11 protein-coding genes are annotated in these 21,483 nt (G+C 54.2%); 3 read left to right on the top strand and 8 right to left on the bottom strand.

Annotated elements, in window-relative coordinates:
- Window positions 1-48: 48 nt before the first annotated feature.
- The 6 genes from Q31a_RS20415 to Q31a_RS20390 all read right to left on the bottom strand — a co-directional run bounded on the left by Q31a_RS20415 (window position 49) and on the right by Q31a_RS20390 (window position 9,722).
- On the bottom strand, window positions 49-1,074 hold the full coding sequence (locus Q31a_RS20415; RefSeq protein WP_145082036.1) for an NAD-dependent epimerase/dehydratase family protein: 1,026 nt from the start codon (window positions 1,072-1,074) through the stop codon (window positions 49-51).
- A gap of 141 nt (window positions 1,075-1,215) precedes the next feature.
- A complete protein-coding gene (gene tviB, locus Q31a_RS20410) occupies window positions 1,216-2,493 on the bottom strand; it encodes a Vi polysaccharide biosynthesis UDP-N-acetylglucosamine C-6 dehydrogenase TviB (protein WP_145082034.1) in 1,278 nt (425 codons plus the stop codon).
- A 1,107-nt stretch (window positions 2,494-3,600) separates the two neighbouring features.
- Window positions 3,601-6,048, bottom strand: coding sequence for a polysaccharide biosynthesis tyrosine autokinase (locus Q31a_RS20405; protein ID WP_197355434.1), 2,448 nt, complete (start codon window positions 6,046-6,048; stop codon window positions 3,601-3,603).
- A 195-nt stretch (window positions 6,049-6,243) separates the two neighbouring features.
- Window positions 6,244-7,407: a non-hydrolyzing UDP-N-acetylglucosamine 2-epimerase gene (gene wecB / locus Q31a_RS20400; RefSeq protein WP_145082029.1), complete on the bottom strand. Its 1,164-nt coding sequence runs from the start codon at window positions 7,405-7,407 to the stop codon at window positions 6,244-6,246.
- A 237-nt stretch (window positions 7,408-7,644) separates the two neighbouring features.
- Window positions 7,645-9,018, bottom strand: a complete 1,374-nt coding sequence (locus Q31a_RS20395; protein WP_145082027.1) for a polysaccharide biosynthesis/export family protein — start codon at window positions 9,016-9,018, stop codon at window positions 7,645-7,647.
- A 140-nt stretch (window positions 9,019-9,158) separates the two neighbouring features.
- Window positions 9,159-9,722, bottom strand: a complete 564-nt coding sequence (locus Q31a_RS20390) for a hypothetical protein (protein ID WP_145082025.1) — start codon at window positions 9,720-9,722, stop codon at window positions 9,159-9,161.
- A gap of 670 nt (window positions 9,723-10,392) precedes the next feature.
- Here Q31a_RS20390 and Q31a_RS20385 point away from each other — a divergent pair.
- The 3 genes from Q31a_RS20385 (at window position 10,393) to Q31a_RS20375 (ending at window position 17,841) form a co-directional block, all read left to right on the top strand.
- Window positions 10,393-13,302 (top strand): O-antigen ligase family protein, encoded by a 2,910-nt coding sequence (locus Q31a_RS20385; RefSeq protein ID WP_145082023.1) that lies wholly within the window; start codon window positions 10,393-10,395, stop codon window positions 13,300-13,302.
- Between the two features lie 1,512 nt (window positions 13,303-14,814).
- Window positions 14,815-15,585, top strand: a complete 771-nt coding sequence (locus Q31a_RS20380) for a reprolysin-like metallopeptidase (RefSeq protein ID WP_197355433.1) — start codon at window positions 14,815-14,817, stop codon at window positions 15,583-15,585.
- A 210-nt stretch (window positions 15,586-15,795) separates the two neighbouring features.
- Complete coding sequence (locus tag Q31a_RS20375) at window positions 15,796-17,841, top strand: M3 family metallopeptidase (RefSeq protein ID WP_231690858.1); 2,046 nt, start codon at window positions 15,796-15,798, stop codon at window positions 17,839-17,841.
- 1,391 nt (window positions 17,842-19,232) lie between these two features.
- Here Q31a_RS20375 and Q31a_RS20370 read toward each other — a convergent pair.
- Together Q31a_RS20370 and Q31a_RS20365 are read right to left on the bottom strand one after the other, a co-directional pair.
- Window positions 19,233-19,736 (bottom strand): carboxypeptidase-like regulatory domain-containing protein, encoded by a 504-nt coding sequence (locus tag Q31a_RS20370; RefSeq protein WP_145082017.1) that lies wholly within the window; start codon window positions 19,734-19,736, stop codon window positions 19,233-19,235.
- 113 nt (window positions 19,737-19,849) lie between these two features.
- A complete protein-coding gene (locus tag Q31a_RS20365; RefSeq protein ID WP_145087468.1) occupies window positions 19,850-20,950 on the bottom strand; it encodes a DUF1559 domain-containing protein in 1,101 nt (366 codons plus the stop codon).
- Between the last annotated feature and the right edge of the window lie 533 nt (window positions 20,951-21,483).

The raw sequence follows: 21,483 nt of genomic DNA, 5'->3' as shown, positions 1-21,483 counted from the left end.
AGTCAACAGCTGCACAAATAAGGGGGGCGTCCAGTGATTTGCTGGAACTTACCCTGACCGCGAAATAAACCACTGGCAGGTGGGAACTAAACCTTCGGCCACGGTATGGGTGGGGGCGTAGCCCAAGCATTCCGAGATTTTCTCAATCGAAGCTTGGGAATGCCGAACATCTCCAGCCCGAAAATCTAAATGCATCTTCTCGCTCGCAGGTAGTGAGCCTTGCAGTTTCGTGAGAGCTGCAGATATTTCTAAGTGAAGCTGATTGAGAGTGGTTCGGTCGCCGACCGCCACGTTGTATATGGCAGCGTTAGAGGATTGATCGTGAACGGTCGAAAGAATGTTGGCTTGAACGGCATTGTCAACAAAGCAGAAGTCCCGACTTGTTTCGCCGTCGCCGTTAATCTTGACGCTTTCACCGGCTAAGATCGCGGCAATCCATTTGGGGATCACGGCAGCATAGGCGCCATTGGGATCTTGCCGAGGCCCAAATACGTTGAAATATCTGAGACCTACGGTACTGAAACCATAGCAACGCGCAAAAACATCCGCGTAGAGTTCATTGACATACTTGGTTACCGCATAAGGCGAGAGTGGATTGCCAATTGCCTCCTCTACTTTAGGTAACGCCGCATGGTCTCCGTAAGTGGAGCTCGACGCCGCATAAGTGAACCGCTGCACCCCTGCATCGCGGGCGGCTACCAGCATATTGAGGAAACCGGAAACGTTGTTTTCATTGGTCAAAATTGGGTCTGCGATGGAACGCGGAACCGATCCCAAAGCCGCTTGATGGAGAACGAAATCGATCCCCTCAACTGCCTTTACGCAAGTTTCAGACTGACGAATGTCCCCTTCGATGAACTGAAATCGTGTCCACTGTTGAGGTGAGACACTGTTCCGGACCTCCTCCAGATTATGGCGGTAGCCAGTCGAGAAATTGTCCAATCCGACGACGGTCTGGTCGAGCTTAAGCAGCGTTTCCAGAAGGTGGGAGCCAATGAAACCTGCTACTCCAGTAATCAACCAACGCCTTGGCGCATTTTGTAGATCGGATTTGGCTTGTGCGTAGAGATTCATGAATTGTTCAAGGATTGGAATTGAGGGACTGTAGCTGGCATTGCTTTTACATTTAGCCGGCACTGACGATCCACGTACTTAGACACTGCTAGGTACTAGCAACGCGTCTCGGAGAGACTTGGCCACGTGTTGACTCTGCTTCTACAGGCGACCGTCAACGCCTTCGCGAGGTAAGATCGATTTCAGGTCATACAGCACTGAGTCTCGGCGTCCAAGCTGGCGGATGCGTTCAACCCCCATCTCACAGAATTCGCGATGAGCAACCGCAAGCACAATAGCATCGTATTTTCCGGCAGGCGGCGTTTCGATGGGCGTGATGCCATACTCGTGTTCTGCGGCTTGGCCATCTACCCAGGGATCGTAGACATCCACATTAGCGCCATAGTCTCGAAACTCTCGTACGAGATCAACCACGCGTGTATTGCGCAGGTCGGGACAGTTCTCCTTGAACGTTAATCCCATGATCAATACATTGGCATCTTCGATATGGATGCGACGTTTCAGCATGCTCTTCACGACGCGGGAAACAACGTACTCGCCCATTCCATCGTTGATCCGTCGGCCGGCCAATATGACCTCTGGGGAATAGCCAATCTCCTGTGCCTTGTGAGTCAGGTAGTAGGGATCGACTCCGATGCAGTGACCTCCGACAAGCCCCGGCCGAAAGGGAAGAAAATTCCATTTGGTGCCAGCTGCTTCCAAGACATCGAGCGTATCAATGCCCATGCGATTGAAAATTAGTGCGAGCTCATTCACCAAAGCGATATTCAGGTCGCGTTGGGTGTTCTCAATGACTTTGGCAGCTTCAGCCACTCGAATCGAGCTCGCCTTGTGAGTCCCTGCGGTGATGATCGTACGGTAGAGTGAATCCACGAAATCGGCGACTTCAGGATTCGAGCCCGAGGTGACTTTCATAATCGTGGTCAAGCGATGTTCTTTGTCACCTGGATTGATTCGCTCTGGACTGTATCCCGCGAAAAAGTCGCGATTGTAAGTGAGTCCGGATTCTGCTTCGATGACTGGAATGCAATCCTCTTCGGTTGCACCTGGGTAAACGGTCGACTCGTAGATCACGACGTTACCCGCCTCGACGACTTTACCTAGCATCGCGCTGGCACGCAGCAAAGGCGTTAAATCAGGCTGCTTATGGTCATCGATTGGCGTCGGAACGGTGACGATGTACACATCGGCGCTGCGTAGCGCCTCGACGTCGCTTGAGAGCGTTAAGTTTGTACTCTCAGCCAGCTCCGCCTGTGTCGTTTCCCGGGTCCGGTCGACTCCCTCTGTCAGCTCTTGAATACGACTGGGATCAATGTCAAAACCGATGGTCTTGAAGTGCTTTCCAAATTCGACGGCCAGGGGCAAGCCGACATAGCCAAGTCCCAGAATGGCAAGGACCGGTTCACTTTTGAATTGCATGGCAATAATTCTCTACTGCGTAGTTGGAAGCTGGAGTGTCGGGAGGAAGCGATGTGATGCGATAAAAATCGACAGATTTATCGGTGCATTGAACTTGGGCTAGCTGCTGCCGCACGATGTCCCCCGGAGCTGGACATCGCCGAGTCTCTAGACTGGTCTTGTCCGAGGGCGAATCATCCGTTTATCTTCTGAACGAGTGTATCTCACAAGGTGGGCCACCGATTCTGAAACCATAATTCCACGGGCGCGCACTTCGTTCCCGTGGGTGACCCCATTGCAAGCGACTCTGTGGAACGTCGGGAGATGAGAGTAGTGCCTACTGAATGTTACGCAAATGCGACGGGCAGGTCGTTTACTCATCTGAGCTTAGTTTCTTCAACGCTTTTGGGGTGTTCCCATGGAGACTCCCCGCATGAATCACAGGAATTGCCTGTTAAGATGTAGCGACTAGTTGAACAAGTGGGAATGGAGTGACAGGTGGTTCTTTCGGATGAAGGGCTCATTTCAGGGAACCTCTCATTGCTTTGACGCGATGACAGGGAGCAGCTGCCGAGTCAATGGAATCGAGGCAAATAGGGGCTTAACGCAGCATCTAAACGGTGACCAAAGGGGCGATGCAGCAATCGCAGCGTAAGTAGAATCCCACAACTCGCTCAAGGTTGCTGGGCCCCAGGCTCCAACTGGCAAAACATCATCTTCAAGGGGATAGGAGCCATTGGTGCAACGTGTTCTCGAGCTGGACCTGAAGCCGGAGTAAAGGGGAAGGCTGACCTCAGGGGGAGGCTGACCTCAAGGGGAGGCACCAGCGGATAGCGATGAAGTGGTATCCCGCGGAGTAAGCTCTTGTTCGGAGAAGCACTTCCTGGCCTTGACGCAGAATCCACAATCCGACGCGCGACGGATTGTGGAATAGGTTGCAGTTCCAATTTTCATGCTGAAATCGCACCACGAATCGAACTGCAGCAGTAACTGGCTGATCCGGCCTTGCTTACCGGCAAGCTAAAATAGTAACTTGCCAAGTGAGCAAGGAGAGGTGGTTGCCGCTATAGACGGCGGGAAAAGGTGTCGGACACCTTTTCCTCTGCCAGCCTAGTGACCTTGCATCGACTAGCCTTCTTTGTCGGCCGTTGACAGATCATTCGTATCTGCGTCTTCCGTGTAGCCGTAGCGGTAGTTGCCGTACCCATAGCGATAGCCGTAGCCGGAACGATAATTGCTTCCATACTTGTAGGCGTAGCGGTAATCGTTGTAGTCATAGTTGTAACCGTAGCCGGCTTCCGAGGAGACGCCGTTAATAACCACTCCCAGAAGGTTGGCACCGACACTTTCCAGAATACTCTTGGCTCGTACTGCTAGTGGTTTCACATTTCGACGCAGTCGCATGGTCATCAAGACGCCATCGACGATGCCCGCAACGGCACCTGGGTCGCTGACTGCCAAGAGTGGTGGCGTGTCAATCACGATCATGTCGAACTTGTCTCGCAAGACATCCACCATATTCTTAAAGCGTTGGCTGCTGAGAATTTCAGCAGGATTGGCTGGACGCTTGCCACCAGGCATGATGGAAAGGTTTGCAACCGGGCCAACATGAATTCCATCTTCAATCTCGCACTTGCCACCAACTACGGCTGCGACTCCAACATCGCTATCGATACCAAAGATCTTGGCAACGCGTGGCCGCCGCAAGTCGGCATCGATCAGGAGGACTCGCCGTCCCGACTGTGCCATGGTTACCGCAATATTGCAAGCCAGGGTTGATTTACCGTCTCCAGGTACGGGGCTAGTGACCTGCAAGACCTTCAGAGCTTTGCCATTGTTGCTGAAGAACAGCCCGGTACGTACCGAACGGTAGGCTTCCGCCACTCGCCCCTTGCTGTGGTGGATTGCACAGATTGAGGGATCCACTGCCTCGACGCTCTTCTTCACCTTGGAAATATTCATGACCGGAATGTGTCCCAAGACGGTGACACCCAGGTCTGTCGCAATTTCACTTGGATTGCGGTAGCTGCGATCGGCTAGATCCATCAGCACGGCCAAGCCAGATAGGAGGACGAAACCAACCGCCGCGCCACCCAGCAGGTACTTAGGCAGGGTGGGGCCGTAAAACCAGCCAATGCTCGGCATGTTCAACCGTTTGAGCGTTCGCTGGCCTACCTTCGGCATAAGACTGATTTCTTGAAGCTTTTCGGTATACCCAGCCAGCAAGGTGTTGACTGCTTCCAATTCGGCCTTGATGACCCGATCCTCACCAAGCATGATTTGCAATTCTCGCGATTTCTTCTTTTCCTCGGCGGCATCACGCTGGAGATGTTCTTCTTCAAGTTGCAGAGCTGCAATTTGCTCAGCCAACATATCGGTACCAGCAGTCAATCGCTCCTCCATGGAACGAATCCGAGCACCAGTACGTGTTTGCATTTCTAGTTTCATTCTGTCCATTTCGCTGTCGACCTGTTGCTCGCTCTCGCGCAGTTCGGCAATCTGGCGTTTGACCGACTCGACCTTTTTCTGCACGATCCCGACACTGGGGTGACCGGCTCCCACGGAGTCGAGCAGAACGCGTTCTTCGACTTGTAACGGGAACAGAATTTGTTGTTCAATTTGTGCTGATTTTGAATTTAGGCGATTCTTCAAATCATTGTCATCGATTTGCAGCAATTGACTGTAGGTCGAATCCAAGGCCGTTAGGCTAGCGTTGTTCAACTGAGTTAGCAGCATCATGATCGTCTCAGGGGATCTCCCCGATTCAATCGCCTTGAGGGCTTGGGAGTAGACCGATTCAAGCCTTCCTCGCTCTACCCGCAGCTCAGTAATCTTTGAATTGAGCTTCAGGAAATTGACCGAATAGGGATCAGTGGCTTCATCGCCTGTCCAGATCACCTCAGGGGCTCGCAGCATGAAATCATGCGTCTGTTGAGTGAGTTGTTTGAGTCGATTGGATAGTTGGTCGCGTGCACCTGAGATCAGCTGCTCAATTTCGATGCCAACTGTCTTGTATTCTTCAGCCAAGTATCCTTCGTAGCCGTCGACGATGGCCGACACAACTTTGGCCGCGACTTCCGCATCTTGCGAGATGTAGCTGATTTCAATCAGAGTGGTGCTGTCGTCCTTGTCCGCTGGCTCAATAATTAAAGGTGATTCTTCATCCATTAAAGTCGCTACGACTTCATCTGTCTGCATGCCTAGGAATTCGCTCTGTTCGGTGAGGCGGCCTAGCTGGACTGCGCGGCGAAGAACGGTCTGGCTACGGATGACCATCGATTCGTCTACTCGAGTGATCGCGCTTCCGCGAGGATCGTAAAAATCCATGCGTGTTTGTGTTGGAGTCGAGCTGACGACCTGAACCAGCGCAGCGGCCTCGTAGGTTGCCGGCTGCCTCGAAAAGTAGAGGAATCCGAGACAGGCTCCAACGATAGAGCCGAGGATTGGAAGCCATTTCCAACGCCACAGGATTTGCACAATATCAAAGCTGCTACCCTCTTGAGGGGCTGCCTCAGGGGCTCCTGGTATTGCTAATTGACCGTTTGTCCGGGGCTGGTCCATTGCGACGTCAGACATGGGAACTCTTGTTAAAATGGAAGCTTTGGGCGAACACCGCGCAGCTGGAGCAACGACGGAAGACGAAGAGTTCCCAATTATAGGACCGAGTTGCATTTTGGCGAGCATCGCGATAACCGCTTTGGGCGGTCTCAACGTGTTCTTCTGCAATATTTAACGGTTGTGAGGATGTTCAGGGTATCTAGCCCAGTCCCGTTAGCTTGCCTTTTGCAAATCTTCTTCCAAGATTCTTCGGATGCATTGTGCGGCGGTGCCGTCACCATACGGATTCTTAAGGGCGGAGCGTTGGAGGTATTCCTCCCGGTCTTCCAGCAATCGGGCAGCTTCGCTCACCATGACATGTTGGTCGGTTCCAACCAATCTACAAGTCCCGGCTTCCACACCTTCTGGCCGTTCGGTTGTCGAACGCATCACCAGCACTGGTTTGCCTAGGCTAGGCGCCTCCTCCTGCACGCCCCCCGAATCGCTTAGTAAAAAGTAGCTTCGATCCATGAGCCAGATGAAATCTTGGTAGCTAACCGGTTGGATCAAGGCAATCTGAGGATTTCCCCGAAGCAGACGCTTCACCGGTTCTTGCACCTGCGGATTCAGGTGCACTGGATAGACAATCCCTACATCGCTAAATCTTCTCGCAATTTCCAGTAAACCTCTGCAGATGGACTCGAATCCGCTTCCGAAAGATTCGCGTCGATGTCCAGTAACCAGGATAAAGCGGCCTGTTTCGGATTCCAGGAACTCGCTGGAAAACTCGGGGGGCAAACCGAGTTGAACGGCCCGTTCTTGGACCGATTGCGTCTGCGAAGCCAGTGATTCACGGGTCCACAGCAATGCATCGATGACAGAGTTGCCAGTCACATGGATCCCTGCCGGATCGATCTTCTCCTGCAAGAGATTCTGGCGATTCAGCTGAGTTGGGACAAAAGACCAGCGTGCCAATGGCGATACCAATCGTCGATTGATTTCTTCTGGAAAGGGGTGTTCCATATCGTACGTGCGCAGTCCCGCTTCGACATGCCCGATGGGGATTTTGGCAAATGTGGCAGCCAGCGCCGACCCTAGAACGCTGGTCGTGTCTCCTTGGACAAGCACCGCGTCCATCGGGTTTTGCTGCAGGAACTGCGATACTGCTGACAGGGTCTGCGAAGTCAATTGCGCGAGAGATTGGTTCGGCTTCATCAATCCCAAATCGAAATCGGGGGTCAGATTGAATACGTCCAACGCCTGTTTCAGCATTTCACGATGCTGACCGGTGGAGAGCAAGATCGGCTGGAGAATCGAGGAGCGGCTGAGCTCGCGATAAATCGGAGCCATCTTGATCGCTTCAGGCCGGGTGCCGACGACTACTGCAACTTGCTGCATGGGAGCTCAATTCTTGATGGTAGGCTAATCAGAGTGCGGAGGGGGAGCGGGCTTGGTGTGCGTTGCATCCAACCGCTGCGTTGAGAATGCCCCATCCAGTTGCCCCACTCTTCAATAGGTTAGTCTGTTTGTGCACGGGCTACCCTAAAAGGGGCCAGTGTTGCAAATAGAAAAACGCCGTACAACAGTAGGTTGTACGGCGTTCGGAATGAATTTGCGATGTCTAGCCTTCAGGGCCTAGTTAAACAACTCTCGGATACCGTAGGTGAAGAATGCTCCGATGCCGAAGTTGATCGCTTCTTCGCCAGGCTTGTATTGCAGGATCAATGTGTCGCCAGGTTGGATAATCGGTCGCAAGCCTGGGTTGTTCACCGCCTTCGACAAATCAACCTCGATGGCAATCTGACCGTTGCAAGGAGTTTTCCGCAGGATGTACAGGCGGCCAGGTGGGACTACTTGTGCTCCCCCCACCAAGCTGGACGATCCAGAGCGTTGTGAAATGCTCGAAACACCTGAGCCTGCCATGGCCATCGCACCCAGGGCATCGAGGTCATAATCTCGAGGAATCGGCCATTGTCCACCGGGTAGCAATCCACCGGTGTAGAAGAACTCATTCTCACGCGATTCGATGAGGACAATATCGCCTTCTTGTAGGATCACATCTTCAGGTTTTAGGTTTGGCCAAGCTCCTGGTGGCAATCGCAGCGGAATTCGCAAGACGGTCGGATCATCGGGCATTGGAGCTGGACAGCTGCAGGGATCGGTATGCATGGCCAGTATTTGTTGGTACTGCATCATGAATGCTCGTCGTGCGGCTTTATCCTCAGCCTTGCTGCGTAGAATCTTAATTTCGTTCTTGGCAGTTACACCGGGCAGACCACCGGTTTCGGTCAGGGCGTGCAGGATGTCATTCTCAAATGCGTTGAGCTTGACCACTGTTCCTTGAGCACTGTAATCCGATCCGGCAACCCCGCGACCACTGCGGTTTTGTTGAAGGAGATAGCTCTGACTACCTGAACCTTGGTCTTGTCGAATGACGATGACGGGGACTTGTCGCTTCTTGATAATGGTCACCACGGGGCTGACCTTCCCTTTGTCCTCCAGCAGGATCTGTTCACTGACATAGGACTGGCGAATCAAGTCTCGCGTTTGGTCCGTAGTCAGTCCCTCGACCTTCAGTGGTTCGAGCAATGGCAACGAAATGGTGCCATCTTCCAACACGGTGATTGGGAAACCGGTCGAAGGTGGGAGGGTATCTTCCGCTTCGGGAAAGTGCACCGGAGGTGGCTCAGGGATTTCGCCCGGGGCGTACAGTGGCAGAATCTTGTCGACGGTAATTCCCAAGACGTCACCGGAACCGAGGGTATAATTCCTTGGAATCTCCTGAGCCAGCAAGCTGATGTCGATAGGGACTAGGTCATTCTTTTCCCCAGTAAAAAACTGGTTGGGGAGCCGGTCTGAGGGGATGCCGTCGATCGGTTGCGTCAAAGCGGTACAGCCAGAGCAGGCGATCGCAAAGGCGAACAGGATAGCGGCCGAGCACGCGTTTCGGCTTACCCTGTTCGGCCGTACGGTACTCAGTCGATTTACGAGTGTCTTCGAACGGTTCATGGCACGATGCCTTTTCTGGTCAATGTCGGAATCAAAACTCTGTAGGCAATGGCGCTGCTACGACATCCTGTAGTAGCTGCAGCCAGACGGTGTCCGCCTCTGACGTCCGTGTCGGAGACGACTGTGTTGGTCAACTTGGTTTAGGGTTGCAGTGGAACTGGACCACCGAAGGGCAGTGGAGAACCGAGTGGGTTCACCTGAGGTGCGATCTCCTCGGCATTCATTTGATTGAATGAGTCGAGGGGCATGGAGGAACCGTCCATCATGGGGATCGTCAGCGGATTTCCACCAAGCGAATTGGAGGAATCAGGAATCGGGTACAGCGCCCCTTCGTGAGTCAACACACCGGCGTTTTGATACTCCGCTTGCATTCCCGCTGACATCGGAACTTGATTCCAGAAGGCAACGCCATCCTCTTCGGCAGCTCGTGCTCCATGCGGATAACCTGCAAACCAAGCCGCGGAACGCGCTTGGCCATCGGCCGACTGATATTGCCATCCCCAATACTCCGAGGGAGGAAAGGCCGGGGTGCAGCCATCGGAGCCGGTTGCTACCGCTTCGAAGCCTGCCCGGAAGCCATTGCAAAAATCCTTGGTGTATTTCTCACGGCAAAAATGCTGCTTACGCTTGTGCCAAGCCTTGGACGAGAGGTTGCGATTACGCAATCCCACCACGGTATCGTTCCAAGCCCCATTGCGGGTCATCGCACTGTATCCATTTTGAAATACAGAACACCCCGGCGTGCACAGGCTAGCTAGAGCAAGCGCTGCGATCAGAGCGGTTCGTTTCGGCAGTTTGGCCAACGCACTTACTTGCGATGCTCCAGGGCTGCTTAGCCCGCGAAATGCGTTCCAGATTGGCGACATCTTGTCGTTCCCCCCGAGTTCAGTCAGTCGTTCGATCGATTGGAACCTGCTCACAACTGCACCCGGACAATAGGCGCATCTCTCGAACAGCAGGTGTAGTGCTTAGATCGAGTGTTAACCTGTATCGAGTTGAACAATTCTCCCGTTTATTCCCGTCCTATTGGTCAAAGCGGTCGCTCCTGCAATTCCTATTAGTAGGTGGGGGAATTGCTAGCAAAAGCCGCTTGGGGACAATTTGGTTAAGGGAGCGGGCCGATGGACACAAGCTATACTCCTTACAACGCCTGCCACCTCAGCGGTGCCTGCTCGGTAGCCTCACAACTCTAACGGGTGCCGCTTCGGGACCAGCGTTTCGCCTACCATGCCAGGACGCTGCGCTGTGCAGCCCCCTGGGACGCTTCAAACCAACTTGAATCGGCAGCTTTAGTGCACTGCAAACCTCCGCAATTTGCGCGGAGAGAGCGACTTTCAGCCTCCCACGCCCCATTTCCAATTCCAAGAATCATCAATGGCAATTGATCCGGCTCAGCCCAATACTCCTTCTTCCTCTCATGGTAAGAACGCACGAACTTCTGCCGGGCATTCACGTTCCCAAGAGCAGCGGGCGCCTCGCGGGGCCTCGTGGAGTGACGTGCCGGCCTGGCTAGGCCGATTCTTGGTATTAGCACTGATCATCAGTTGCCCCTGGCCGTATGGAATGGCCGATTGGAGTGCACAGGTTTGGCTAGTGCCAGCTCTGGTTGGCATCCTGGCCTTGGCGACCATAGTGGCAATTGGGAAGCGAATCGAAGTCAACAATCCGTTGGTGTGGAGTATTGGATGTTTGCTTCTGCTGGCGCTGCTCCAGTGCATTCCGCTGCCGACGACAATTTGGCGCCAGCTCTCGGCAACTCCTGCGCTGGAAACTAGGATCCAGGCTCTGGCCAGTGAGCTAAGTGAATCCGATGGGGGGCCAGCTGAGGTTGCTGCGGAGGCTGAGAGTGAGCCAGCGGAAATGCTTCCCCACACCCCTGCAGATGCACAGTCTCCAGAGGTCGAAGTGAACAATGCCGTCTCGAGTCCGTCGAGTGGCTATGCCCATACGATCAGCATCCACCCCTTACAGACCCGTGCATCCGCATGCGTCTTGGCATTGGCGTTGAGCATGCTTGTTTCGTGCTTGATCCTGTTTCGCGACAAACTCAGCATCACTGTGTTGCTGTCGACACTCGCCGCCGTCGGCTGCTGCAACGCAGCGCTCGGGGTCTACCAAGCTCTGGCTGCCGGTGATTGGACTCTTTTGCCTGACATGTCCTTCACTTCCTTTGCGACGTTTATTAGTCGCAATTCAGCTCCTCAGTTCCTTGCCTGTTCCCTGGGCGCAGCCGGGGGCGTCCTAATCCTGTACCGCAGTAGGCAAGCGTCATTGGTCGACAGCCGCTACCAGTTAAGTTATCCGTCGGTGAATCCCGTGGCCAAGGTGAAGAGGAGCGTTGAGGAATTCTTCACCAGTGCTGATCCCTTCTCCTTTGCCAGCCTGATCGCGATGGTCGTGCTCCTAGCGGGCATTCTGACGGCGAACAGTCGCGGTGGCGTACTTTCCTGCTTAGCCGCCTTGATTACCACATTTGCAATTTTCTCGTTCGGCAAGCAAACGAATGTGACGGGGAGCTTGTCCGTGCTATTGCTAGTTCTCGGCTGTGGCGCGTTTCTGTCGATGTTTCAGCTAGATGATGTTATTGGCCAGCGTCTTGATACGGTATCCCAAGAGGCGTACCGCCTAGACAATGCACGGCTGGAACTGTGGGAAATGGCTTTAACGCAACCACAGAGTTGGTTGCTGGGGAGTGGATTGGGGACCTTTCATTTTGCCATCCTACCGGCATACCTTGCCCCTCAATTCGTATGGTTCTACCATGCTGAAAACATCTACGTAGAGCTCCTGTCGAATTTGGGATTACCAGGATTGGTGGCTGGTCTGGTCGGCGGCGGATGGTTGCTGTGGCGCCTTCTCAATCGCGTGCCCAAGAGTTCTGCAGGCAAAGCCGCCCGCTTAGCGGCACTTTTTGCCGTGCTGGCCGTGGGGCTCCATGAACTGGTCGATTTTAGTTTAATTTTACCTGCGATCTTTCTCCCATTAGCTGCGTTGGTAGGCTCCTATTTGGGAGTCTCGTCAGACCTGCCTTCCGAAAAATCCTCTTCTACGAAACGTACTTCCTCACGTCAAAACAATGGTGGGAAAAGTCGGAGGCCTTCGCGTAGCCAACGGCCCGAGGGAGGTTCCCATTCCAAGCGAAGCAGTCGAAAGGATTCTGCGGTGGCCATACCTTCGGCTCGGAAAGTACTGTGTTGCCTAATCCCCAGCGTGACACTGATCGCAATTGCCATTGTTAATGGTGCCGAACCACTTTCGAACTTTGCGGAGGCTGAAAGGATTTCGCGACAAGTGCGTCAGATCGATAGTGGACAGTTAGCGGCTAGTGAGGATCTAGAATGGAGCTATACGTTATTGCCAGACGATTTTCCGGAAGTCGCACTCCAATTGTCACGCATGAAGCAGGCGATCGCTCAACGGCGCATCGAGGATTCTGACGCCTGGGCGGATGATTTGACCGAGCGTATGCGCGCATCGCTTTCAAGGCCCGAGTTCTTTTCCACCGTATTTATCAATACCCCTTCAGACGAGCAATCGCAGCTGCGCCGTTTCCTGGAAGAGTCTCAGTCGGATTCCTTGGAGTTACTGCGACGAAGCCAAATGGGGATGCAACACGCCGATGGCGCTTGTTTGTTTGATTGGAGAGTTGCCTGGGGCAAGCTCCGCAGCGATCTGGGATTGTTGGATCGAGAGGAAAGACTCGAGACCTATGCCCGTCTCATCCTCACCTGTCGCGCCAGCCCACGAATCCTTCAGGCAGTCGGCTCCCACGCGTTATTGATTGGTGAGACGCGTGCGGGACTAGAAATCTATCGAGAACTACTTCCCGTGAGCGCTGTGGCACGCAGCCGAGCCATCAACTTCTTGGATAGCTACCTGGACATCGAGCAGTTGATCGAGATCTTGCCGCCAGACGATTTGCTGCGCGTCTACATGGCCAAGAGTATCACTGGCTCCAATCAGTCAGACTATCATCTCAAAATCCTACAAACCATAGATAAAGATGCGGTGGACGCTCAAGCAAAAGGTCTGCGGGACTGGCAAGCGATTGCTTGGGCGGCCGAGCAACTGGGAGATGTCGAATGGCAATTGCAGGCCCTGCATGCAGCCGCTGTAGCCGCACCGATGGAGCATCGTGTGAGTTACGCGTTGGCACGAGTACTCTTCGAGACAGACCATTTCGAGGAGGCGCTGCTCGAAATGGATCGAGCTTTACAAAGTGCACCAACGAGCACTGCTTACGCTAAGTTCCGCGATGAAATTCAAGCAGCTATGAGTCCATAAAACGTCGACATGGAGTGCGATGATCGGAGCAGATTCTGTGGAGTGCGATGACTCGTCATCGCTTTGTCGGGCTGCTGGGTGCGTAATGGCTAGCCCACCGAGCAAAAGTTCTGGTGCGACCGCAGTCTCCTGTGTTGTTGGCCGTAAGAGCGTTCGACGCCGTCCCTTGGTATAGGCCGAAGACGCTTGGTTGCCGAGCAAGAAAGCTGCGACAAGTCGCAGCAGTCCACATGGAGTGCGATGACTCGTCATCGCTTTGTCGGGCTGTTGGGTGGGTATTGGTTAGCCCACCGAGCAAAAGTTCTGGTGCGACCGCAGTCTCCTGTACTGTTGGCCGTAAGAGCGTTTGGTGACGTCACTCGGTATAGGCCGAAGACGCTTGGTTGCCGAGCAAGAAAGCTGCGACGAGTCGCAGCAGTCCACATGGAGTGCGATGACTCGTCATCGCTTTGTCGGGCTGTTGGGTGGGTATTGGTTAGCCCACCGAGCAAAAGTTCTGGTGCGATCGCTATCTCCTGTTTTGTTGGCCGTAAGAGCGTTCGACGCCGTCCCTTGGTATAGGCCGAAGACGCTTGGTTGCCGAGCAAGAAAGCTGCGACAAGTCGCAGCAGTCCACATGGAGTGCGATGACTCGTCAACGCTTTGTCGGGCTGTTGGGTGGGTATTGGTTAGCCCACCGAGCAAAAGTTCTGGTGCGACCGCAGTCTCCTGTATTGTTGGACGCAAGAGCGTTTGGTGACGTCACTCGGTATAGGCCGAAGACGCTTGGTTGCCGAGCAAGAAAGCTGCGACGAGTCGCAGCAGTCCTCATGGACTGCGATGACTCGACATCGCTTTGTCGGGCTGCTGGGTGCGTAATGGTTAGCCCACCGAGCAAAAGTTCTGGTGCGACCGCAGTCTCCTGTATTGTTGGACGCAAGAGCGTTCGACGACGTCGCTTGGTATAGGCCGAAGACGCTTGGTTGCCGAGCAAGAAAGCTACGACGAGTCGCAGCAGTCCACATGGAGTGCGATGACTCGACATCGCTTTGTCGGGCTGCTGGGTGCGTAATGGTTAGCCCACCGAGCAAAAGTTCTGGTGCGACCGCTATCTCCTGAATTGTTGGACGCAAGAGCGTTCGACGACGTCACTTGGTATAGGCCGAAGACGCTTGGTTGCCGAGCAAGAAAGCTACGACGAGTCGCAGCAGTCCACATGGACTGCGATGACTCGACATCGCTTTGTCGGGCTGCTGGGTGCGTAATGGTTAGCCCACCGAGCAAAAGTTCTGGTGCGACCGCTATCTCCTGAATTGTTGGACGCAAGAGCGTTTGGTGACGTCACTCGGTATAGGCCGAAGACGCTTGGTTGCCGAGCAAGAAAGCTGCGACAAGTCGCAGCAGTCCATGGGGAGTGTGGTCGCCTTGGTGGCGACTTGCCTCCCCGTTCGGGGAGTTGGTGGTGGTTTCCCAACCCGAACTGATTCATACTAGGCGGGCACCCTTCCCTTTTCTTGTTTCCGGATGCAACCCATGCTTCGTATTGCGTTCACTGTCGTTATCTTAGCGTTCGCCTTACCCAGCGGAAGCCTGCAAGCTGACTTGCTTGTCAACGTACCGCTGGCCATAACGCATCGTGTTACCGTTCAGCCCATTATTGTCAGCAATTCGGATGGCTCCAATACGGCAGAATACTTTGGCACCGCATCACAGGCTTCGAGTATCACGGGTTTGATTGGTGACATATGGGCTCAAGCGGGCCTGGAGGTTCGCTTCTTAACACCCAACACATGGCATGACGATTTTGCCAACGTCGGTTTGCTCGCATCGGATCAGGTACGTCCAACGAGCGATCTAGGGGCGATCGTATCCAGCGGTAGTGCGGCGGGAGTCTTGAATTCCAATTCCGATGTGCTCAACATGTTCTTTGTCGAGATTGCCGCTGGATTTGCAGACACCAGCGAGAATACAGCCAACGGCTTAGCAACGATTCGTGGTAACGGTGTTACTCAACACGTAGGCGACAATTTGCCCGGCTTTCTCGCCGGCAGAGAGGTTGTTGCAAGTGTCGTGGCTCATGAAATTGGCCACAATTTGGGGCTGAGTCATCTGTCGGGGGTTGCCGAAAACTTGATGACCTCTGGTGGTAGCCTCACTAGAGGGGAGCGTTTGAATGCCGCTCAAATCGCGACCGTCCGTAGCTCGCCGCTTGCTCCACTGGTGTCGGTACCCGAAGTGGGCAGTTTGGCCTGTCTGGGGATTGGAACGGTTTTGCTAGGGTATCGCCGCCGTCGCTTGGCTTAAACTGCTTGCAACTTGAGGTGAGATCCACTACCAATGCAGTTGAGTTTTAACCGTAATTCGACATTTCTATTTTCAGATGGGAAGCCGTTCATGCCTGTTATTCGACGCAGTGCAAATCGAAGAATGCTTTTGCGGTGGTCGGCCTTGTTCTTGTTCAGTACAACGACCTCAAGTGGAATTTTTGCAGCGGAATCAGAGGAAGGGAAATCTGTGGATTCGACAACGCAAGTGTTAGTGCAACCCTGGAGGGGACCCTATGGAGGCGTACCTCCGTGGAACGAAGTGCGTCCCGAGGAGTTCGTCGAAAGTTTCACTGCAGCAATTGCTTTAGCTCAGCAGGAGATTGATGCGATTGTTGCCCAGGACGCACCGGCCACCTTCGATAACACGATTGCAGCGCTCGAGCAGAGCGGCAAGACATTGACTCGCCTGGATGCGTTGTTTGGTGTTCATTCCTCAAATCTCAATGTCGGGCCACTGCCAGACATTGAGAAAATCGTGGTACCATTGGAAACCAAGCACAGTGATCAAGTCATTCAAAACAGTGGCTTGTTCAAACGCATTGCTGCCGTTTATGAGGGAGAAGAATTCAAGTCTCTCAATCCAGCACAACAACGGTTGACCGAAGACTACTACAAGCGGTTTGTCCGTCAGGGCGCCAAGCTAAGCGAATCGGACAAAACCCGCCTTTCGAAGATCAATCAACGCTTGGCCAATCTGTTCACCGACTTCAGCCAAAATGTTCTGGCGGATGAGGAGGGGTATGTAACTTGGATTGAAGACGCCAGTAGCCTAGCCGGTTTGCCTGAAAACTTAATCTCTGCCATGGCTGCCGCTGCCAAGGAAAAGGGACAACCTGCGAAATGGGCCATCACCAATACTCGCTCCTCGATGGATCCCTTCCTCACCTACTCCGCCAATCGAGAGCTTCGTCAGCAAGTCTGGACGACCTATTACAATCGCGGTGACAATGGTGACGAGCACGACAACAACGCGATCATTTCTGAAATCCTAAAGTTGCGGGCGGTACGGGCGAAATTGCTAGGCTACGAGACGCACGCGCATTGGCGTCTCGAACCACAAATGGCAAAAACACCCGAAGCGGCGATGGAATTAATGCTGCAAGTATGGCCTAAAGCGGTTCAGCGGGCGCGCGAAGAAGTGGCCGACATGCAACTGCTCGCCGACGCGGATGGCGTCACAATCGAGCCCTGGGACTACCGCTACTACGCGGAGAAGGTTCGCAAACAAAAGTACGACTTGGACTTCAATGAAGTGAAGCCCTACTTGCAAATGGAAAAGCTGCGCGAAGGAATGATGTGGGCGGCTGGCCAGCTTTACGGATTGCAGTTCCGTCCCATCTCCGATGTACCGGTGTTTCACCCCGATGTCCGTGTCTGGGAAGTGCTGGATGCAAGCGGCGCACACGTGGGCCTGTGGTACTTCGATCCGTATGCTCGAACGGGCAAACGCTCGGGTGCTTGGATGACCGATTATCGAGGTCAGGAGAATATGACGTCGGCGATCACTCCCATCGTTTCCAACAATTGCAACTTCGTCAAAGGTTCTGACGGAGAGGTGGTACTAATTTCATGGGACGATGCCGATACATTATTCCATGAGTTTGGTCACGCCCTGCACGGTTTGCTTTCGAACGTTGTCTACCCGTCGCAAGCTGGCACGAATGTGGCTCGTGATTACGTCGAATTCCCTTCGCAGCTGAATGAACACTGGCTGCCGACTCCCGAAGTCCTCAACCAGTTTGCAGTGCATTTTGAGACGGGCGAGCCGTTGCCGGCCGATTTGCTTGCCAAGATCAAGAAGGCGGCAACCTTCAACGAAGGATTTGCAACGGTCGAGTACTTGGCCAGCGCCCTGGTGGACATGAAGCTGCACTTGGCTGGGGATGTTGCCATCGACCCCGACGCTTTCGAACGTGAAACGCTGAGCGAATTGGGAATGCCCAAGGAGATTGTAATGCGTCACCGTACGCCTCACTTCTCGCATATTTTCTCCAGCGACAGTTACTCGGCTGGTTACTACAGCTACCTGTGGTCGGATACCCTGACTGCGGATGCGGCCGAGGTCTTTGAGGAAGCCGGAAGCTACTATGATCCGCAGGTTGCCAAGCGATTGCACGATCACATCATGTCGGTAGGGGATACGCAAGATCCGGCAGTGAGCTTCCGCGAGTTTCGCGGCCGTGATGTTGACACCGCAGCGCTGTTACGTAAACGAGGCTTCCCCGTCGACTAGAGCAGCCGTCGCGAGTCCGTGTGCAGCCTACCCGCTACCGCGACGGCTTGTTGATTTTGTAACCCGTTGCACGACCAAGGAGAGTGGGCGGACGCATCTAGAGGTCGGGTGTTCCAATTGTAACCCGCTGCGTGAGCAAGGAGAGAGGTCCTGCAAGTGGCAAGCATGCCAGGAATTGCCCGGGTGCTGGCTCTCCAATTGCTGAAACGTCCAACGTCCTCGCTGACGCGTCGGGTTGCAATGGAGTCGGGTAAGCATAACGGGCGGACGCATCTAGAGGTTGGGTGTTCCAATTGTAACCCGCTGCGTGAGCAAGGAGAGTGGTCCTGCTAGTGAGGCAAGCATGCCGAGCAGTGCCCGGGTGCTGACTTTCCAATTGCTGAGTCGTCCAACGTCCTCGCTGACGCGTCGGGTTGCAATGGCGTCGGGTAAACATGATGGGCGGACGCATCCAGCGGTCGGGTGTTCCAATTGTAACCCGCTGCGTGAGCAAGGAGAGAGGTCCCGCTAGTGAGGCAAGCATGCCAGGAATTGCCCGGGTGCTGGCTCTCCAATTGCTGAGTCGTCCAACGACCTCGCTGACGCGTCGGGTTGCAATGGAGTTTGTCCAAGCATGACGGGCGGACGCATCTAGAGGTTGGGTGTTCAAATTGTAACCCGCTGCGTGAGCAAGGAGAGTGGTCTTGCAAGTGAGCCAAGCATGCCGAGCAGTGCCCGGGTGCTGGCTCTCCAATTGCTGAGTCGTCCAACGTCCTCGCTGACGCGTCGGGTTGCAATGGCGTCGGGTAAGCATGACGGGCGGACGCATCTAGAGGTTGGGTGTTCCAATTGTAACCCGCTGCGTGAGCAAGGAGAGTGGTCTTGCAAGTGAGGCAAGCATGCCGAGCAGTGCCCGGGTGCTGGCTCTCCCATTGCTGGATGGTCCAACGTCCTCGCTGACGCGTCGGGTGGCAATGGCGTCGGGTAAGCATAACGGGCGGACGCATCTAGAGGTCGGGTGTTCTAATTGTAACCCGCTGCGTGAGCAAGGAGAGTGGTCTTGCAAGTGAGCCAAGCATGCCGAGCAGTGCCCGGGTGCTGGCTCTCCAATTGCTGAGTCGTCCAACGTCCTCGCTGACGCGTCGGGTTGCAATGGCGTCGGGTAAGCATGACGGGCGGACGCATCTAGAGGTTGGGTGTTCCAATTGTAACCCGCTGCGTGAGCAAGGAGAGAGGTCCTGCAAGTGGCTAAGTATGCCGAGCATTGCCCGGGTGCTGATTTTCCAATTGCTGAATGGTCCAACGTCCTCGCTGATGCGTCGGGTTGCAATGGAGTTTGTCCGCTGTGACGGTCGGATGCACCTGTAGTGGCGGTGCACCCGGCCTTGATCTGGTCAGCACGGTGAGCGCTGCTAGGGATTGTCAGTCGTATTCTTAGCAGTGCGGTTCTTCACTAGAGGTTTTGAGGGATCCTTGGTGTCAAGTTTGAGTTCGTAGCCACTTGCATGCTGCTTGGCATCATAGTTAAGGTCAGAGTTGGCAGGCGAGTAACGCTCTACGACATACATATAAGCGTCGTAGTATGAGTCGTCCTTCTTAGGCGTGACGCGTCCATCTGCGGCGCCGGGATCCTCGATGTGAATCGTGTATTTCCCTGGAGGGATACCTCGGTTCCTACCCGTGGTCATTTCAAACGTACCGTCTACTTTGGTAATCGTGACTGGCGGTCGCGTCGAGTCGATCGCCTCGGGGGCGAACGTAATTTGTAAATTAGGGATCGGCACTCCGTCGTGCGTGGCCGTTCCTTTCATGGTATAGAAATCTGGTTCCCCACAACCAACGGCACTCAATAGGACGAGCACTAACAGAGCGCGGAGAGTGGGGGCATTGAACAATTGCGAGAAAGTGAAACTCATTGGTTTTTCAGATCTCTTAGCGAAGATGAACTGGGGAGAACGTACAAAAGCAACTGCGCCCAAATGTTGCCATTCAGACGCAGTTGAAGCAATTTGAAATCACCGAACACAACTTACTGCTCGATGCTGACCGGTTGTCCGTCGTCACGACTGTGCAGTCGACGCCAAGTTGGCAAACCGATTGAATCGGAGATGAATTGCACACTTCCGTCTGCCATACCCACCACGATTCCACCGACGTGCCAGCCGTAGGAGCAACGTCCGGCCAGTCCCCAACCTGTCTTGACCGGCATAATCGTTCCGAAGGGATCTGGGTTGGGGGGATAGTTGCGCGTTCCCTGCAGGGCTTGAGCCAAGCCTTGCGAGTTGTGATTCAACCACAGGAATTGATTGGTGGGATGGTCCCAGCCTGGGATCGAGCTCGATTGCTCGGTGATCAACAGCGTGTTCGAGGTTCCATCTGGAATTCCACCAATCTTGCAGTAAAAGTTCTTCGAACCAATTCCACTGGCGGTAATCGATCGCTCCGCACAGCAACTCGATTGATTGGTACCCGCAAAGGCTTGTGCGATTGCATCGGCTTGACCGGTTGGGTACGGGCCTAGCCCGGCATTCATCGCGTAGTCTTTGAAATGCCCAAGGATTCCTCTTTCAGGGGTGCTAGGGCAGCGGAAGGAGGCGGGAGCATTGGTCGATGCAAACTGATTGATGACCATGCCCGGGTGAGCTGGATCGGGCGTTTGCGAATTGCCTGGATCAGGGCCGAATTCTACAAACCAGGTGTCACCCCGCTCTGCCGTGTAGGGACGCTCCCTGAAGTCGATTGTGTTGTAGAGATTGCCACCCTCGATGTATGGCAAGACGGCGGCAGACCAGGACCACATTCCGTTGTACCAATTGTTGTTCGTGTCAACGCCAGATCCAGTTGCGCCACGCGAAGCCGCTGTGGGTAAGGCATTGACGGGATACCAAGCGGTGTTGCCGGAAGGAAACCGCTTGTTGCTACTCTCATAATTGTGCATGGCCAGAGCGAGTTGCTTGACGTTGTTGCTGCACTGCATCCGCCGAGCGGCTTCGCGGGCGGCTTGTACCGCAGGCAGCAGGAGCCCAACCAAGATGCCAATGATGGCGATCACCACCAGCAGCTCGACCAGGGTAAACGCGCGGTGCCTAAATCTTGGTACCGTCTTCGGAATCAATGTGTTACGAAACATTTAGATAGGACTCCCGTCGAGTGAAAGAAAGAAGAGTAGGGTATTACGATTTGCGTAATAATCTAAGAATTGCAAAATTTCAGCCACCGATCCACAGTTAAATCAGAAAAATACCCGATATAGGGAAATTTTTTCCCAGGATTGGCGGGTATCCGCCAAAGTTGGCGAAAGTCTCGGTAGGAGGTTGTAAGGTGGTTGGGATTCACCTAGGGGTGAGGCGGCAGCTGTGCTATAGAGACGTTGTCTCTGCCCAAGGGGCCATGCAGTAGGTGTGACCGGTAGAACGTGGTAGAGGATAGGCCGCGCGAAAACTTACTGTACGTTAAGGTTCGGCTGGCGGTACGTCTCAAACTGTTGGAGACTATTGCCGGCCGCTTGGACTGCTGGGGAGAGTCTCGACATTCTGGCGGAACGGACCATCAGCAATTTCGAGTGGCAAGATGCGATACCCACATTAGCCCCGATATTCCCTCGAAATTTGCTGTTAGCAATCTACAGGACTGGAGTGGCGAGGCCACAAGGCACGGCAGACG

The organism is Aureliella helgolandensis (assembly GCF_007752135.1).
Classification (GTDB): domain Bacteria; phylum Planctomycetota; class Planctomycetia; order Pirellulales; family Pirellulaceae; genus Aureliella; species Aureliella helgolandensis.
This window is presented reverse-complemented; position numbering and strand designations above follow the sequence as displayed.

Bases quoted from the DNA above. Each gene is read 5' to 3' on its own strand.
- Q31a_RS20415 (WP_145082036.1), bottom strand. From the start codon at position 1,074: ATGAATCTCTACGCACAAGCCAAATCCGATCTACAAAATGCGCCAAGG.
- tviB (WP_145082034.1), bottom strand. From the start codon at position 2,493: ATGCAATTCAAAAGTGAACCGGTCCTTGCCATTCTGGGACTTGGCTAT.
- Q31a_RS20405 (WP_197355434.1), bottom strand. From the start codon at position 6,048: ATGTCTGACGTCGCAATGGACCAGCCCCGGACAAACGGTCAATTAGCA.
- wecB (WP_145082029.1), bottom strand. From the start codon at position 7,407: ATGCAGCAAGTTGCAGTAGTCGTCGGCACCCGGCCTGAAGCGATCAAG.
- Q31a_RS20395 (WP_145082027.1), bottom strand. From the start codon at position 9,018: ATGAACCGTTCGAAGACACTCGTAAATCGACTGAGTACCGTACGGCCG.
- Q31a_RS20390 (WP_145082025.1), bottom strand. From the start codon at position 9,722: ATGACCCGCAATGGGGCTTGGAACGATACCGTGGTGGGATTGCGTAAT.
- Q31a_RS20385 (WP_145082023.1), top strand. From the start codon at position 10,393: ATGGCAATTGATCCGGCTCAGCCCAATACTCCTTCTTCCTCTCATGGT.
- Q31a_RS20380 (WP_197355433.1), top strand. From the start codon at position 14,815: ATGCTTCGTATTGCGTTCACTGTCGTTATCTTAGCGTTCGCCTTACCC.
- Q31a_RS20370 (WP_145082017.1), bottom strand. From the start codon at position 19,736: ATGAGTTTCACTTTCTCGCAATTGTTCAATGCCCCCACTCTCCGCGCT.
- Q31a_RS20365 (WP_145087468.1), bottom strand. From the start codon at position 20,950: ATGTTTCGTAACACATTGATTCCGAAGACGGTACCAAGATTTAGGCAC.